This window comes from Pseudomonas sp. NFACC39-1, assembly GCF_900110355.1.
Taxonomy (GTDB): Bacteria; Pseudomonadota; Gammaproteobacteria; order Pseudomonadales; family Pseudomonadaceae; genus Aquipseudomonas; species Aquipseudomonas tehranensis.
Map to the genome: position 1 here is coordinate 423,809 of NZ_FODL01000002.1, position 15,573 is coordinate 439,381.

The 15,573-nt window shown below is 61.7% G+C and carries 14 protein-coding genes; 11 read left to right on the forward strand and 3 right to left on the reverse strand.

The annotated features are described in order from the left end of the window. Positions 1 to 10: 10 nt before the first annotated feature. Positions 11 to 1,549, reverse strand: coding sequence for an HDOD domain-containing protein (locus BMY45_RS06205; protein ID WP_092395730.1), 1,539 nt, complete (start codon positions 1,547 to 1,549; stop codon positions 11 to 13). A gap of 166 nt (positions 1,550 to 1,715) precedes the next feature. On the opposite strand from BMY45_RS06205, the gene motA reads away from it, so the two are divergent. After that, on the forward strand, positions 1,716 to 2,567 hold the full coding sequence (motA, locus tag BMY45_RS06210; RefSeq protein ID WP_047227299.1) for a flagellar motor stator protein MotA: 852 nt from the start codon (positions 1,716 to 1,718) through the stop codon (positions 2,565 to 2,567). Position 2,568: 1 nt separating this feature from the next. Continuing rightward, positions 2,569 to 3,606: a flagellar motor protein MotB gene (gene motB, locus BMY45_RS06215; protein WP_092395732.1), complete on the forward strand. Its 1,038-nt coding sequence runs from the start codon at positions 2,569 to 2,571 to the stop codon at positions 3,604 to 3,606. Between the two features lie 175 nt (positions 3,607 to 3,781). Here motB and rsgA read toward each other — a convergent pair whose 3' ends face one another. Next, a complete protein-coding gene (rsgA, locus tag BMY45_RS06220) occupies positions 3,782 to 4,813 on the reverse strand; it encodes a small ribosomal subunit biogenesis GTPase RsgA (protein ID WP_092395734.1) in 1,032 nt (343 codons plus the stop codon). Positions 4,814 to 5,064: 251 nt separating this feature from the next. Here rsgA and orn point away from each other — a divergent pair, with 251 nt between their 5' ends. Both orn and BMY45_RS06230 read left to right on the forward strand, forming a co-directional pair. Next, entirely contained in the window at positions 5,065 to 5,607 is a 543-nt protein-coding gene (gene orn, locus BMY45_RS06225) for an oligoribonuclease (protein WP_092395736.1), read from the forward strand. 260 nt (positions 5,608 to 5,867) lie between these two features. Beyond that, positions 5,868 to 6,482 (forward strand): trimeric intracellular cation channel family protein, encoded by a 615-nt coding sequence (locus tag BMY45_RS06230; RefSeq protein ID WP_177193311.1) that lies wholly within the window; start codon positions 5,868 to 5,870, stop codon positions 6,480 to 6,482. On the opposite strand, the gene queG is transcribed toward BMY45_RS06230, so the two are convergent. Next, positions 6,464 to 7,543 carry a tRNA epoxyqueuosine(34) reductase QueG gene (gene queG / locus BMY45_RS06235; RefSeq protein ID WP_092395740.1) on the reverse strand — a complete coding sequence of 360 codons (1,080 nt, stop codon included), beginning with the start codon at positions 7,541 to 7,543 and terminating at the stop codon, positions 6,464 to 6,466. The genes BMY45_RS06230 and queG overlap by 19 nt on opposite strands. Positions 7,544 to 7,606: 63 nt before the next feature. Between queG and BMY45_RS06240 the strand changes: the two genes are divergently transcribed. From BMY45_RS06240 to hflX, 7 genes are all read left to right on the forward strand, one after another. Continuing rightward, positions 7,607 to 9,106, forward strand: coding sequence for an NAD(P)H-hydrate dehydratase (locus BMY45_RS06240; protein WP_092395742.1), 1,500 nt, complete (start codon positions 7,607 to 7,609; stop codon positions 9,104 to 9,106). After that, on the forward strand, positions 9,094 to 9,564 hold the full coding sequence (gene tsaE / locus BMY45_RS06245) for a tRNA (adenosine(37)-N6)-threonylcarbamoyltransferase complex ATPase subunit type 1 TsaE (RefSeq protein ID WP_047227306.1): 471 nt from the start codon (positions 9,094 to 9,096) through the stop codon (positions 9,562 to 9,564). The genes BMY45_RS06240 and tsaE overlap by 13 nt, the downstream gene beginning before the upstream one ends. After that, a complete protein-coding gene (locus BMY45_RS06250; protein WP_092395744.1) occupies positions 9,564 to 10,994 on the forward strand; it encodes an N-acetylmuramoyl-L-alanine amidase in 1,431 nt (476 codons plus the stop codon). The genes tsaE and BMY45_RS06250 overlap by 1 nt, the downstream gene beginning before the upstream one ends. Beyond that, positions 10,991 to 12,904 carry a DNA mismatch repair endonuclease MutL gene (gene mutL, locus BMY45_RS06255; RefSeq protein WP_092395746.1) on the forward strand — a complete coding sequence of 638 codons (1,914 nt, stop codon included), beginning with the start codon at positions 10,991 to 10,993 and terminating at the stop codon, positions 12,902 to 12,904. Before BMY45_RS06250 ends, mutL begins: the two co-directional genes overlap by 4 nt. Continuing rightward, positions 12,904 to 13,875 carry a tRNA (adenosine(37)-N6)-dimethylallyltransferase MiaA gene (gene miaA, locus BMY45_RS06260; RefSeq protein WP_092395748.1) on the forward strand — a complete coding sequence of 324 codons (972 nt, stop codon included), beginning with the start codon at positions 12,904 to 12,906 and terminating at the stop codon, positions 13,873 to 13,875. Before mutL ends, miaA begins: the two co-directional genes overlap by 1 nt. A 91-nt stretch (positions 13,876 to 13,966) precedes the next feature. Then, entirely contained in the window at positions 13,967 to 14,227 is a 261-nt protein-coding gene (gene hfq, locus BMY45_RS06265; RefSeq protein ID WP_047227310.1) for an RNA chaperone Hfq, read from the forward strand. Positions 14,228 to 14,239: 12 nt separating this feature from the next. Continuing rightward, a complete protein-coding gene (gene hflX, locus BMY45_RS06270) occupies positions 14,240 to 15,541 on the forward strand; it encodes a ribosome rescue GTPase HflX (RefSeq protein ID WP_092395750.1) in 1,302 nt (433 codons plus the stop codon). The last annotated feature ends 32 nt before the right edge of the window (positions 15,542 to 15,573 follow it).

Below are 15,573 nucleotides of genomic sequence, written 5' to 3' on the forward strand. Positions count from 1 at the left end.
TGTATCAAGATCAGCGACCGCGGTTGGTAAAGCTGTGCAAGGCGCGTTCGATACACTGCACGGTTTTACCGAAGGCCTGCACCGTCACGTCCGAGAAGGGCCCGCCGCCCTGATCCACCGCCACCAGCATGATCACTCGGCCGTTGCAGGTCAGTGAGCGCAACAGCAGGTGTTCGCCGCGAAACAGGCTGTGCAGGCCCGGCGGCAGCAACGCCGAAAACTGAGCGTTGTTGTCCGGGTTCAGGCGAACCTGGGCTTGTTGGGCCTGCAATCGTTGCAACACTTTGCTTTGACTGATGGAAAAACTCATGGCCGCCGCTTCTTTGGGCAGGCCGGCGATCTGATGCACGCGCAGGCTGGTCTGGCTGCGGTCGGCCATCAGAATCATCACCCGCTGCATGCCGCATGCCACCAAGGCGTCCCGTGCCGAGGTGGTCAGGTGCATGGCGTTGCTGAACGGGCTCGGTTCCATCAGCAGTTCGGCACATTGTTTGCGCCACTGGGTCAGGTCTTCGGCGCTGGGCGGGGCGGCCGGCAGCAGCCCCGGGTGGACGCGTCGACTGCCCCAAGGCCAGATCAGTGCCACGGCCGGATGCCAGAGGTCCGGCATGGTGTTGTGGCGGGCGCTGTTGACGGCTTGCTGGTGCAATTGCTGCTGGACGTCATCCATGGACATCTGCAGATACAAACTAGTGAGATATTGCCAGCGGGTACTATGAGGTCCGTCCCACGCCTGTTGCGCTGAAAGGGCCAGGCCATTGGCCAGTAGCACCGTGTTGGCTGGCTGATTGAGCCAGCGCCGCAGGGTCGGGTCATCGTCCAGGCGATTTTGCTGGCGCAGCGGGTGTTCGCTATCCCGGGCGATGCGTAGCACTTTCACCAGCTCGCGGCGTTCGTTGAGCAGCAGGCGGTAGCCCTGCGCCACCCAGACCGGCAGGCGCCAGGTCTCCACCAGCGCCAGGCAGATTTTCAGCAGGCCGACGCCGAACAGCTCGCGCTCCACCTTGTTCGCTGACTGGCCTTTATGCACAACCCGCAGTTCCCACTCTTTCAGCAATCCTGGATGAGTCAGGGCCAGCGGCCAGAGTGGTGACAGAAACAACAGGCTGCCCCAGTGGATGTCTTGCCACAACCGCGCCAGGCGGCTGGCAAAAAAACCGTTGGCTTGTTGCGTGGCGTGCTGGCTGATCAATTGCAGTTGACGCAGGGCGATGGGTATTTGCTGCTCCGGCAAGGACGGCAGGCGGGCGAGCAATTCTTCGGTGCGCTTGAGGCCGAGGCGGTTGATGGCCACTTCGAGATTTTCTGCCGGTTCGGCAAAGTTGCCATGGGTGTGATGGTTGGCTTCACGGATGACGCTCAGCGCCAGGGCGGGGCTGTCCTGGATCAGCTCGGCAATGTCACGCAGTGAACGGCGGCTGTCGCCAATGGCTTTGCAGACCAGGTCATGACTGGCCTGGGGCACTGGCAGATGGACGCCCTCGAGCAGCTTTACCCAGCCTTCGAGCGTGGTCGGTCGTGGAGTTGGAACCTTCGTTTCGTTAGCCATGGCTGGACGCGATCATCATAGGGAGTATCTACGCCCGGAACGGGGCAAATTGGCTTTTCGCCTGAACTGGCTATAGTCTGGCGCAGTTTTGCCGATAAGTAGAAGAAGAGATTTTTCAGCTTCCGAATATGACCTTGAACCCGACTTAAATAAGTACTTTCTATCTATGGCTAAAATTATCGGCATCATTGTCGTGTTCGCGAGCGTTCTGGGCGGATACGTGCTCTCCCATGGCAAGATTGCCGCCCTGGTCCAGCCCTTTGAGGTCCTGATCATCGGCGGCGCGGCCCTTGGCGCATTCCTGCAGGCCAACCCTGGCTACATGACGATGCACGTGCTCAAGAAGTCCTTGAGCATGTTCGGCTCGCGTTTCAGCCACACTTTCTACCTTGAGGTGCTGGGGCTGATCTACGAGATCCTCAACAAGAGCCGCCGCGAAGGCATGATGGCGATCGAAGGGGATATCGAAGACGCAGCGTCCAGCCCGATCTTCGCCAAGTACCCCACGGTGCTCAAGGATGAGCGCATGACGGCGTTCGTCTGTGATTACCTGCGCATCATGTCGTCCGGCAACATGGCTCCCCATGAGCTCGAAGGCCTGTTCGACATGGAGCTGTACAGCCTCAAGGAAGACCTGGAGCACCCGTCTCACGCGGTCAACGGCATCGCCGACGGCATGCCGGGTTTCGGTATCGTCGCGGCGGTATTGGGCATCGTGGTGACCATGGCCTCCCTGGGCGAAGGCGACCAGGCATCTATCGGCCTGCACGTAGGTGCGGCACTGGTAGGTACCTTCTTCGGTATTCTCGCCGCGTATGGCTTCTTTGGCCCGTTGGCCCATTCCCTGGCCCACGACGCCAAGGAAGAACTCAATGTCTACGAAGCCATCAAGGCTTCGCTCGTGGCCTCGGCCTCGGGCATGCCGCCATCGCTGGCTGTGGAGTTCGGTCGCAAGGTCCTGTACCCGGCGCACCGTCCAAGCTTCGCCGAGTTAGAACAAGCGGTTCGCGGTCGCTAAGATGGAAAACAACCAGCCGATCATTATCAAGCGCGTCAAGCGCATAGCCGGCGGGCATCACGGGGGCGCCTGGAAAATCGCCTTCGCCGACTTCGCGACGGCGATGATGGCGTTCTTTCTGGTGCTGTGGCTGCTGTCCACCGCGACTCCAGAGCAGAAAATCGCCATCGCCGGTTACTTCAAGGACCCGGTGGGCTTTTCCGAAAGCGGCACGCCTTACATCATCGACCTGGGCGGCTCGCCGGTCCTGGCGCCGGAAAACACCCTCAACCCTGAAGTCGAATCCCAGCCTCAGCCCGACAAGGCGACGGTAGACGCCAATGACGCCGAAGGCATGGCCGAAGAGGTCGAGCGCGAGCGTCTGGAGTTGCTGCTGCAAGAGTTGCAGAACAAGGTCGAAGAGAACCCTGAACTGCAGAAGTTCAAGGACCAGATCCTGTTCGAAATCACGCCGAACGGCTTGCGCATCCAGATCATGGACGCCGAGAACCGTCCGATGTTCGACTCTGGCAGCGCGCGCCTGAAACCTTATTTCGAAGATATTCTGCTGGCCATGGCCGACACCATCAAAGCGGTGCCGAACAAGATCAGCATCAGTGGTCATACCGATGCCAAGCCCTTCATTGGCAAAGGCGATTTCGGTAACTGGGAGCTCTCCGCCAATCGCGCCAACGCGGCCCGTCGGGCCCTGGTGGCTGGCAGTTATCCGGATGAGCAGGTGGCGCGGGTGGTCGGTTATGCCTCCTCGGCGCTGTTCGACCGCAAAGACCCGTTCAACCCGGTCAACCGGCGGATCGATATCGTGGTGTTGACCAAGAAGGCCCAGAAAGCCATCGAAGGTTCGCAAACCGATGATCCTGCGCCAGACCCGGCTCAGGGCGCCGGTGCGCCGGGTGAAGTGCCGACCACGCCTGGCGCGGCGGCGGATCCGAACGCACTGCCGGCGGACCAGCAGCCTGTTCCCGCCCATGAGGTGCGCGAACGTCTGAATCTGTTCGATGATCTCGCGCCGAAACCGGCCGAGCCGCCTGCGCAGTGAGGCCTGCTTGCTTTTGTGGCGAGGGAGCTTGCTCCCGCTCGGCTGCGAAGCAGTCGTAAACCGGCGGGTGCGGTGTGTCTGATGCTCCGCATCTGACAGCTTTTGGGGCTGCTTCGCAGCCCAGCGGGAGCAAGCTCCCTCGCCACAATTGTGTCCGGCTTACCTTTCTTTCAGGTCAGTAACTGCTTTCCGGCAAGCTGGCGATGATCGAGCGATAGCTGTTCATCCGTTGCTGTTGCACACGACCGTCTTCCAGCGCCTTGAGCAGGGCGCAACCGGGTTCGCGGTCGTGCTTGCAGTCGCGGAAACGGCAGGTGCCGATCAGGTCGTTGAACTCGATGAACCCCGCTTCCACATCGGCTCGGCTGACGTGGCCCAGGCCAAACTCGCGGATGCCCGGCGAGTCGATCAACTCACCGCCGCCGGGGAAGTGGAACAACCGCGCAGTAGTGGTGGTGTGAGTGCCCTGGCCGGACAGCTCGGACAACGGGCCGACGCGCGTTTCGACTTCCGGCAGCAGGCTGTTGACCAGCGACGACTTGCCGACACCGGACTGGCCGACAAACACGCTGATGCGTCCGTCCAGTTGTTCCTGCAATTTCTCCATGCCATCGCCGTGGTGAGCCGAAACTTCCAGCACCGGGTAGCCCAATTGCCGATAGACCGAGAGCAATGCGTTCAGCGCCGGGGCGTTGTGTTCATCGATCAGGTCGAACTTGTTGAGCAGCAACAATGGGCGGATGCCGGCGTGTTCAGCCGCTACCAAATAGCGGTCGATCAGGTTGGCGTGGGGCTCAGGCAGCGGGGCGAAGACGATGACGATCATGTCGACGTTGGCCGCCACCGGCTTGAGCTGGCCTCGGCTGTCCGGACGACACAGTTCGGTGTGGCGGGGCAGTTGAGCCACGATCACACCGATGCCTTGGTTGCCGGCACGCCAGACCACCTGGTCGCCGGTCACCAGAGCGGGCAGGTTGGCGCGCAAGTGGCAGCGGAATACCTGGCCGGCCAATTCGCCTTCACGGGCCTCGACCTCGACCTGTACGCCGAAGTGCGCGATCACCAGACCGGTCTGTTCAGGGCCCAGATCGCCGCCCTCCAGCGCTTGTACCGCGCTGGATTCGCGTTTGGCGGCGCGGGCGGCGCGCTCGCCCTGGATTTTTTCGATGCGCCAGTTTTGACGACGATTGAGTTGGCGTTTGGCCATGGGTGTTCCGTATGAAGAATGCAGCGATTAGGTAAAACGGCCGCGAGTTTAGCACGCTCAAGGCCCTGCCTCGGGTTTGAACGAAAAGTCGCCGAGCGGCGATCAGGCAAGGCGAAAACAGGCGAGGAAGCGGAGTTGACCGGTTGTCAATGAGCATTCCGAGCCGGTTTTCAACGCAGCATGATCGTCGCGCAGGCACTTTTCGTTCAAAGCCTAAGCTAAACTGCGCAGCTACGCCGAGGAGCTCCCCCATGCAGAACCCGCAGAACCTGATCTGGATCGACCTGGAAATGACCGGTCTGAACCCGGACACCGACGTGATCATCGAAATGGCCACCATCGTCACCGACAGTGATCTCAACACCCTGGCCGAAGGCCCTGTGATCGCGATCCATCACAGTGACGAGATCTTGGCCGGTATGGACGAATGGAACACTCGCCAGCATGGCGGCTCAGGCCTGACCCAACGGGTGCGCGAGAGCAAAATCAGCATGGCTGAAGCCGAAGCCCAAACCATCGCCTTTCTCGAGCAGTGGGTGCCCAAGGGCAAGTCACCGATCTGTGGCAACAGCATCTGCCAGGATCGTCGCTTTCTCTATACCCACATGAAATCCCTGGAAAGCTACTTTCACTACCGCAACCTGGACGTCTCCACCCTCAAGGAACTGGCCGCCCGCTGGGCACCTGAGGTGCGTGACAGCTTCCAGAAGGGCGGCAGCCACCTGGCCCTGGACGACATCCGCGAGTCCATCGCCGAGCTGCAGCATTACCGCGAGCATTTCATCAAGTTCTAACAGGCACCCAGCGACTGGCGAGATTGCTTTTGTGGCGAGGGAGCTTGCTCCCGCTCGGCTGCGCAGCAGTCGCAGCCGGACAATTCGGTCTGCCTGAAGGACTGTTGGGGCCTGCTTCGCAGGCCAGCGGGAGCAAGCTCCCTCGCCACGGTGGTTTTGTTTAGAGCGGCGACAGGGTGTTTAGGTAGGGGGTGTTGCCTTGCCCTCTTTTGGTGCCTGCCCAAACTGGCTAGACTGCGCGCCTTCCTGTATGGACCGCCATCATGTTGCTGATGCTTTACCTGATCGCCATCACCGCCGAAGCCATGACCGGCGCCTTGTCTGCCGGGCGTCGTGGCATGGACTGGTTCGGCGTGGTGCTGATCGCCTGTGTCACCGCGTTGGGTGGCGGCTCGGTGCGCGATGTGCTGCTCGGTCATTACCCGCTCACTTGGGTCAAGCACCCGGAATACCTGGTGTTGACCACTGCTGCGGCGATGCTGACGGTGTTCCTGGCGCGCTGGATGCGTCATTTGCGCTCGCTGTTCCTGGTGCTCGACGCCGTAGGCCTGGTGGCGTTCACCCTGATCGGCTGCATGACCGCCCTGGAAATGGGCCATGGCATGTTGGTGGCTTCGGTCAGTGGCGTGATTACCGGCGTTTTCGGTGGCATCCTCCGGGACATTTTTTGCAACGATATCCCGCTGATCTTCCGTCGCGAGCTGTATGCCAGCGTCTCGTTTGCCGCAGCGTGGTGCTACATGCTCTGCGTCTATCTGCAGTTGCCGAGTGAACAGGCGATCCTCATCACCTTGTTCGGCGGTTTCCTGCTGCGGCTCCTGGCGATCCGCTTTCACTGGGAAATGCCGAAGTTCGTCTACAACGACGAGGTCTGACGCTCGGCGTGTTGGCGCAACGCCCACTCCACATGCTCGCGCACCAGTTCCGATGGGTAATCGCGCCGCGCTTCAAGCGCCTGCATGACCGGGATGGTTGAAGGCGCATTGCCCAGCCCCACTGCCAGGTTGCGCAACCAGCGTTCGTACCCGGCGCGGCGCAGGGGTGAGCCCTCGGTACTGCTGAGGAATTTTTCCTCGTCCCACATGAACAGTTCGGCCAACCCGGCGTTGTCCAGGTTGTGTCGCGGTTTGAAGTCGCTTTCTCCAGATGGTCGGGCGAAGCGGTTCCACGGGCAGACGATCTGACAGTCATCACACCCGAACACCCGATTACCAATCAACGGTCGCAGCTCTTCGGGGATGGCGCTTTTGAGTTCGATGGTGAGGTAGGAAATGCAGCGTCGGGCATCCAGGACGTAGGGGCCGACGAAGGCATTCGTAGGACAGATGTCCAGGCATGCGGTGCATTTCCCGCAGTGTTCGCTGGCGTGGGGCGGGTCAACCGGCAGCGGCAGGTCGACGAACAGCTCGCTCAGGAAGAAATAGCTGCCGGCCTTGCGGTTCAGTACCAGGGTATTTTTACCGATCCAGCCCAGCCCAGCCTGCTCGGCGATGGCTTTTTCCAGCACCGGTGCGCTGTCAACGAAGGCGCGATAACCGAAGGGACCAATGACCGCCTGAATTTTTTCTGCCAGTTGCTGCACGCGTTTACGGATCAATTTGTGGTAATCGCGGCCCAATGCATAGCGCGAGACGTAGGCCTTTTCCGGTTGGCCGAGCATCTGCGCCATTTGTGTGTCGCCCGCCAGGTAGTCCATGCGTAGGGAAACCACGCGCAATGTACCTGGCACCAGCTCCTCGGGGTGCGAGCGTTTGCTGCCGTGGGCCGCCATGTAATCCATCTCGCCGTGATAGCCCGCGTCGAGCCAGCGCTGTAGATGTTGCTCGTGCTTGGCCAGGTCCAGGCCGCTGATGCCGACCTGCTGGAAACCCAGCTCGCGACCCCAGTCCTTGATGGATTGGGCGAGGGCGGGGAGGTCTGTGGGGATGACGGGCATGAGGCGAGAGAAACCGGAGCTGAGATGCGTATAATTCTGCCAGACATCGGAGCCCGAAGACGCATGCCGCACACTAAAGATGATTTTCCCGACGCGCTGTACAGTGCCGCGCAGGTCCGCGACCTCGACGCACAACTGATCGCGGCAGGCACCACTGGCTTCGAATTGATGCAGCGTGCCGCCCGCGCCACCTGGCGCGCCATTGTCCGGCACTGGCCAGACGCCGGCGAGCTGACGGTGCTGGCCGGTCATGGCAACAACGCCGGCGACGGCTATCTAGTGGCGACCCTGGCCCGACGCGCCGGGTGGTCTGTGCGGGTGCTGACGGTGGGTGAGCCTCGGCGTTTGCTGGGGGATGCCGCCAATGCCCACGCCGAGGCGGTGGCGGTGGGTGTGCCGGTTGAGCCATGGTCGGACGAATCCGACTTGCGCGGTGTGCTGCTCGACGCCTTGCTCGGCACGGGATTGAGTGGCGAAGTCCGCGAGCCCTACGTCCGGGCAATCGACACCATCAATGTCAGTGGCCTGCCAGTGGCCGCGGTGGATATCCCTTCGGGGCTGTGTGCCGACACGGGGCGGGTGCTGGGAACGGCAGTGGTGGCCGACCTGACCGTAACCTTCATTGGTCTGAAGCTGGGCCTGTTTACTGGCGATGCGGCGGATCGGATCGGTGAACTGATATTCAATGATTTGCACGCCGATCCCGACATTGTCGAGGCGGCGCCGGCCACGGCGCGGCTTCTGCTGCCCGATAATCTGCCTGGCCTGGCGCCGCGCGCGCGCGCATCCCACAAAGGCAAGTTCGGTCATGTTCTGTTGATCGGCGGCGATCGAGGTTTTGGCGGGGCCATCCAGATGAGCGCCGAGAGTGCCCTGCGTTGTGGCGCGGGGATGGTATCCATGGCCACTCGCAACGAGCATGTGTCTGCGGCGCTGACACGTTTACCCGAAGTCATGGTGCAGGGCACCCACTCAGCCAACCAATTGATGGGGTTGCTTGAGCAGGCCAGTGTGTTGGTGGTGGGGCCGGGTCTCGGTCAGGCCGCGTGGGGACGTAGCTTGTTGTCGGCAGCGGCCAACGCATCGCTGCCCCAAGTGTGGGATGCCGATGCGCTGAACCTGCTGAGCAGTGGCGCGGTCAGTTTGCCCGAGCACTGTGTGATCACCCCTCATCCGGGCGAGGCGGCGCGGCTTCTGGGTATCTCCACGGCTCAGGTGCAGGCCGATCGTCCGGCGGCGGCCCACGCATTAAGCAAAAAATACGCGGCCACAGTGATTCTCAAAGGCGCTGGCAGCCTGATTGCCAGTGCGGACGGTCGCCTGTCGGTTTGCAGTCAGGGCCATCCGGCCATGGCCACGGCGGGCCTCGGCGATGTGCTGGCAGGGGTGGTTGGCGCATTGCTCGCCCAGGGCATGGATGGCTTCGACGCCGCCTGCCTGGCGGTGTGGTTGCATGCCAATGCCGGTGCGCAAGCCGGTCAGTCGGGCCGGGGGGTGGCGGCGACCGATCTAATCCCGGCCATTCGTCAGTTGTTGGAGGAGCATTCACCGTGTCTGAAGTAACCCTGTACGTGGCGGACGAACAAGCCATGACGCAATTGGGCGCGCGCATTGCGCGTACCACGGCAGGCCATGGTCTGATTTTTCTGGAGGGCGACCTCGGCGCGGGAAAAACCACCTTGTCCCGCGGCATTATTCGTGGCCTGGGACACGTCGGCGCAGTGAAAAGCCCTACGTTCACGTTGGTTGAACCCTACGAAATCGGCGACATTCGTGCCTTCCATTTTGACCTGTACCGACTGGTGGACCCTGAAGAGTTGGAGTTCCTCGGTATCCGCGATTATTTCGAAGATGACGCCTTGTGTCTGATCGAATGGCCCCAGAAGGGTGCAGGCTTTTTGCCAAAGCCTGACCTGACCATTACCATTGGCGCGCAGAACGGTGGGCGTTCGTTGATACTGACGCCGCAAGGCTCGCGTGGCGAGTCGTGGTGTGCCGCTTTGGCACTGGAAACTAATTGATGATGGGGTTTGGTATGCGCTTTCGCGCGGTGGTTACTGTCGTAGGACTGTTGCTTACGGCATTGGCCGTCGATGCTATGGCTGAGACAAAGGTCAGCAGCGTTCGTCTGTGGCGAGCGCCGGACAACACACGGCTGGTGTTCGACCTGACGGGACCGGTGCAGCACAGCGTATTCACCCTGACCGCTCCTGATCGCCTGGTGATTGACATCAATGGCGCATCCCTGGGGGCGCCGCTGACTGCCGCCACCGCCAACACGCCGATCACGGCCATTCGCTCGGCCCAGCGCACCCCGACTGATCTGCGGGTCGTCGTCGATCTGAAAAAGGCGGTGACCCCGAAAAGTTTCACCCTGGCGCCCAACGCCCAATACGGCAACCGACTGGTGGTGGACTTGTTCGACAACCCGGGCGATGCAGCGCCGCCGCCTGCGCCGCCGACCAAAGTCGCCACAGTGCCGGCGGTGCCGGTCACGCCCACTGAGCCTGCTCTCAAGCTTCCGCCGGCGCCATCCGGCAAGCGCGATATCATCGTTGTGATCGATGCCGGTCACGGTGGTGAGGACCCTGGTGCCTCTGGCTCGCGAGGACAGCGTGAAAAGGACGTGGTGTTGTCCATCGCCCGTGAGTTGCAGCGTCAGGTCAATGGTATGAAGGGCTTTCGCGCGGAACTGACCCGTACCGGAGACTATTTCATCCCCTTGCGTGGCCGTACCGAAATTGCCCGCAAGAAGGGCGCGGACCTGTTCGTCTCGATCCATGCCGACGCCGCCCCTTCAAAAGCCGCGTTCGGGGCCTCGGTGTTTGCCCTGTCCGACCGGGGGGCTACCTCCGAGACCGCCCGTTGGCTGGCTGACAGCGAAAACCGTTCCGACCTGATTGGCGGTGCCGGCAACGTCAGTCTCGATGACAAGGACCGCATGCTCGCCGGCGTACTGCTCGATTTGTCGATGACAGCCTCGCTGACGTCCAGCCTGAACGTCGGTCAAAAAGTCTTGAGCAACATTGGGCGTGTCACGCCGTTGCACAAGCGACGTGTCGAACAGGCGGGGTTCATGGTGCTCAAGTCGCCGGACATCCCGTCGATCCTGGTGGAAACCGGCTTCATCTCCAACGCCAACGAAGCTTCGAAGCTGACCTCCTCCAGTCACCAGCAGGCCCTGGCCCGTTCCATCAGCAGCGGCGTGAGGCAGTTCTTCCAGCAGAACCCGCCGCCGGGCACCTACATCGCCTGGCTGCGAGACTCCGGCAAGATCGCCCAGGGGCCGCGAGACCATCGGGTCAATCCTGGCGAAACCCTGGCAATGATCGCGGTGCGCTATCAGGTGTCGCCCGCTTCCTTGCGCAGCGCCAACAACCTTAAGAGCGACGAGCTCAAGATCGGCCAGACCCTGACCATTCCCGGCAATGAAGTGGTGGTCAAGCAATGAGCGATGAACTGGCCGGCAGCAATGCCCGCATCGAACTGCTCAGCCCCCGGCTGGCGAACCAGATCGCCGCCGGTGAGGTGGTCGAGCGTCCGGCGTCGGTCATCAAGGAGTTGCTGGAGAACAGCCTCGACTCCGGGGCCAAACGCATCGACGTGGATGTCGAGCAGGGTGGTGTCAAGCTATTGCGAGTGCGCGATGACGGGGGAGGCATTCCGGCCGACGACCTGCCGCTGGCCCTGGCGCGCCACGCCACCAGCAAGATCCGCGACCTGGAAGACCTCGAGCGGGTCATGAGCCTGGGGTTCCGTGGCGAGGCACTGGCCTCCATCAGTTCGGTGTCGCGCCTGACGCTCACCTCGCGTACCCGTGAAGCCGACCAGGCCTGGCAAGTCGAGACCGAGGGCCGGGACATGGCGTCCCGCGTCCAGCCCGCGGCCCATCCGGTGGGCACCTCGGTGGAAGTGCGCGACCTGTTCTTCAATACCCCGGCCCGGCGCAAGTTTCTCAAGGCCGAGAAGACCGAATTCGATCATTTGCAGGAAGTCATCAAGCGCCTGGCCCTGGCGCGTTTTGACGTGGCGTTCCATTTGCGCCACAACGGCAAGACCATCCTCAGCCTGCACGAGGCCCATGATGATGCGGCCCGGGCTCGACGCGTCGGCGCGGTGTGCGGTGCGGGTTTCCTGGAACAGGCGTTGCCCATCGAAGTGGAGCGCAATGGTCTGCACCTGTGGGGTTGGGTCGGGCTGCCGACTTTTTCTCGCAGCCAGGCGGACTTGCAGTACTTTTACGTGAACGGGCGGGCGGTGCGCGACAAACTGGTGGCCCACGCGGTGCGCCAGGCCTATCGCGACGTGTTGTTCAACGGTCGGCATCCGACTTTCGTGCTGTTTTTCGAAGTCGATCCCGCGGTGGTGGACGTCAACGTGCATCCCACCAAGCATGAAGTACGCTTCCGTGACGGGCGTATGGTGCACGATTTCCTTTACGGCACCTTGCACCGCGCCCTGGGTGATGTGCGTCCGGAGGATCAACTGGCGGCCCCGGCAGCGGTGGCTGGCATGGTTCGGCCGACGGGGTTGGAGGCCGGCGAGTTCGGTCCCCAGGGCGAAATGCGTCTGGCTGCCAATGCACTGTTGGAACAACCCCAGTCCCAGCCGAGCTACAACGCGGCGGGGACTGGCTCCGGCAGCGGCTATCAGTATCAATATACGCCACGCCCGCAATCGAACGTGCCGGCAGCCGAGGCCCAGGCGGCTTATCGCGAGTTTTTCAAACCCCTGCCTGAGACCGGTGCGGCGGCGTTGCCGGACGGCCAGGGTGATATTCCGCCACTGGGGTATGCCCTGGCGCAGCTCAAAGGCATCTATATCCTCGCGGAAAATGCCCAGGGCCTGGTCCTGGTGGACATGCATGCCGCCCATGAGCGGATCATGTACGAACGGCTGAAGATCGCCATGGCCAGCGAAGGCCTTAGCGGGCAACCGCTATTGGTGCCTGAATCCCTGGCGGTCAGTCAGCGTGAGGCTGACTGCGCCGAGGAGCATGTGAGCTGGTTCCAGCGCCTGGGCTTTGAGCTGCAGCGCCTGGGCCCGGAAACCCTGGCGATCCGGCAGATCCCGGCGTTGTTGAAACAGGCCGAAGCCAACCGACTGGTCAGCGACGTGCTGGCGGACCTGATGGAGTACGGCACCAGCGACCGGATCCAGGCGCACCTGAACGAACTGCTCGGCACCATGGCCTGCCACGGCGCAATCCGAGCCAACCGGCGTCTGGCCTTGCCGGAAATGAATGGCCTGCTGCGGGATATGGAAAACACCGAGCGCAGCGGCCAATGCAACCATGGCCGGCCGACCTGGACCCAACTGGGCCTGGACGACCTGGACAAACTGTTCCTGCGCGGTCGCTGATGAGCCAGTTGCCACCTGCGATCTTTCTGATGGGGCCGACCGCTGCCGGCAAGACCGACCTGGCCATTGAGTTGACCAAAGCGCTGCCTTGCGAGCTGATCAGCGTCGATTCGGCCTTGGTCTACCGCGGGATGGACATCGGCACGGCCAAGCCGTCAAAAGAGCTGCTGGCCGAGTTCCCGCACCGACTGATCGACATCCTGGATCCGGCCGAAGCTTACTCGGCAGCGGATTTTCGTCGCGATGCCCTTCAGGCCATGGCCGAAATCACCGCCAGAGGCAAGATTCCGCTGCTGGTGGGCGGCACGATGCTGTACTACAAGGCTCTGGTCGAGGGGCTGGCGGACATGCCGGCCGCCGATCCCAACGTGCGCGCGCAGATCGAAGAAGAGGCTGCACGCCTTGGCTGGCAAGCCCTGCATGAGCAACTGGCGGTCATCGACCCGGAGTCGGCGGCCCGCATTCACCCCAACGACCCGCAACGGCTCAGCCGGGCGCTGGAGGTCTATCGGGTCAGCGGGCAGAGCATGACGGCCCTGCGACAGCGACAATCTGCGCAAAGTACTGAAGCAGCCGCTTCGGGAATGCAACAATTGCCCTATACTGTCGCCAATCTGGCCATCGCTCCGGCGAACCGGCAAGTGCTGCATCGGCGAATTGAACAAAGATTCACATTAATGTTGGAACAGGGATTCATAGACGAGGTCGTAGCCCTGCGTGAGCGAAGTGACCTGCATGCCGGGTTGCCGTCTATACGTGCGGTGGGTTATCGACAGGTCTGGGACTATCTGGACGGCAAGCTGACGTCAGCCGAGATGCAGGAGCGTGGAATCATTGCCACGCGCCAATTGGCGAAACGCCAGTTCACCTGGCTGCGGAGCTGGACTGACTTGCATTGGCTTGACAGTCTTGATTGCGACAATCTGCCGCGCGCCTTGAAATACCTTGGGACCATCTCCATATTGAGCTGAGTCCTTGCAATTGCCGTCTATCCTTGGGGGTGTGACGGCCCAAGCCATCTGATTCCGATTTTAATTATTGATCCTTAAAGGAGTGCGGCACATGTCAAAAGGGCATTCGCTACAAGACCCTTACTTGAACACTTTACGTAAAGAGAAAGTTGGGGTGTCCATCTATCTGGTCAACGGGATCAAACTGCAAGGCCATATCGAGTCTTTCGACCAGTTCGTCATCCTTTTGAAAAACACCGTCAGCCAGATGGTCTACAAGCACGCGATCTCGACAGTCGTGCCTGTGCGTGCGATTCGTCTGCCTAGCGCAACCGAATCCGAAGCCGGTGACGCTGAACCGGGTAACGCTTGATAGGAGTCTCCTTTGTTCTTTGAGCGCCACGGTGGGGGTGAGCGGGCCATTCTCGTTCACTTGGATGGACAAGACCCTGAGGCGCGCGAAGATCCGCAGGAGTTTCAGGAATTGGCACTTTCGGCCGGCGCCGAGACCGTCGCGTTTTTTAACGTGCCGCGTCATCGGCCAACCGCCAAATACCTGATAGGTAGCGGCAAGGTCGAGGAATTGCGCGACCTGGTCAAAACCGAGCAGGTCGACCTGGTGATTTTCAATCACATCCTCACGCCCAGTCAGGAGCGTAACCTCGAGCGTGTGTTCGAGTGCCGCGTGATCGACCGGACGGGGTTGATTCTCGATATCTTCGCCCAGCGCGCCCGTACCCATGAAGGCAAGCTCCAGGTCGAACTGGCCCAGCTTGAGCACATGAGTACGCGACTGGTTCGTGGCTGGACCCACCTTGAGCGGCAGAAGGGTGGTATCGGTCTGCGCGGTCCGGGTGAGACCCAGCTGGAAACCGACCGGCGCCTGCTGCGGGTTCGCCTGCGCCAGATCAAGGGGCGTCTGGAAAAGGTCCGCAGCCAGCGCGAGCAATCCCGGCGTGGCCGCAAGCGTGCTGATATCCCGACGGTTTCATTGGTGGGTTATACCAACGCCGGCAAATCGACGCTGTTCAATAACGTGACCCAGTCCGATGTCTACGCCGCCGACCAGCTGTTCGCCACGCTCGATCCGACCCTGCGCCGGCTCGACTTGGACGACCTCGGGCCGATCGTACTGGCCGATACCGTGGGCTTCATTCGGCACCTGCCGCATAAGCTGGTCGAGGCTTTCCGGGCTACGCTCGAAGAGTCGAGCAACTCCGACCTGCTGCTGCACGTGATCGATGCCGCCGAGCCGGACCGGATGCTGCAGATCGAGCAGGTCATGGTGGTGCTGGGCGAGATCGGAGCCCAGGACTTGCCGATCCTCGAGGTATACAACAAACTCGATTTGCTCGAAGGCGTGGAGCCGCAGATCCAGCGCGATGCCGATGGCAAGCCGCAGCGGGTCTGGTTATCGGCCCGCGACGGCTCCGGCCTCGACCTGCTCAAGCAGGCCGTGGCGGAGCTGCTGGGCAACGACCTGTTTGTTGGCACGCTGAAGTTGCCGCAACGTTTCGCCCGGCTGCGGGCCCAGTTCTTTGAGCTCGGAGCGGTGCAGAAAGAAGAACACGACGAAGAAGGCATCTGCCTGCTGGCGGTTCGCCTGCCTCGGACGGAGCTCAATCGACTGGTCAGTCGCGAAGGGCTGCAGCCGATGGAATTCATCGAGCAACACACTTTGCAATAAAAGCCTGAGAAAGCTGTGTCAGGCATTCTGTA

What these genes read in the sequence shown, in the direction of transcription:
- miaA (WP_092395748.1), top strand. Translation starts at nt 12,904, where the DNA reads ATGAGCCAGTTGCCACCTGCGATCTTTCTGATGGGGCCGACCGCTGCC.
- orn (WP_092395736.1), top strand. Translation starts at nt 5,065, where the DNA reads ATGCAGAACCCGCAGAACCTGATCTGGATCGACCTGGAAATGACCGGT.
- BMY45_RS06205 (WP_092395730.1), bottom strand. Translation starts at nt 1,549, where the DNA reads ATGGCTAACGAAACGAAGGTTCCAACTCCACGACCGACCACGCTCGAA.
- rsgA (WP_092395734.1), bottom strand. Translation starts at nt 4,813, where the DNA reads ATGGCCAAACGCCAACTCAATCGTCGTCAAAACTGGCGCATCGAAAAA.
- mutL (WP_092395746.1), top strand. Translation starts at nt 10,991, where the DNA reads ATGAGCGATGAACTGGCCGGCAGCAATGCCCGCATCGAACTGCTCAGC.
- BMY45_RS06250 (WP_092395744.1), top strand. Translation starts at nt 9,564, where the DNA reads ATGATGGGGTTTGGTATGCGCTTTCGCGCGGTGGTTACTGTCGTAGGA.
- motB (WP_092395732.1), top strand. Translation starts at nt 2,569, where the DNA reads ATGGAAAACAACCAGCCGATCATTATCAAGCGCGTCAAGCGCATAGCC.
- hfq (WP_047227310.1), top strand. Translation starts at nt 13,967, where the DNA reads ATGTCAAAAGGGCATTCGCTACAAGACCCTTACTTGAACACTTTACGT.
- queG (WP_092395740.1), bottom strand. Translation starts at nt 7,543, where the DNA reads ATGCCCGTCATCCCCACAGACCTCCCCGCCCTCGCCCAATCCATCAAG.
- motA (WP_047227299.1), top strand. Translation starts at nt 1,716, where the DNA reads ATGGCTAAAATTATCGGCATCATTGTCGTGTTCGCGAGCGTTCTGGGC.
- BMY45_RS06240 (WP_092395742.1), top strand. Translation starts at nt 7,607, where the DNA reads ATGCCGCACACTAAAGATGATTTTCCCGACGCGCTGTACAGTGCCGCG.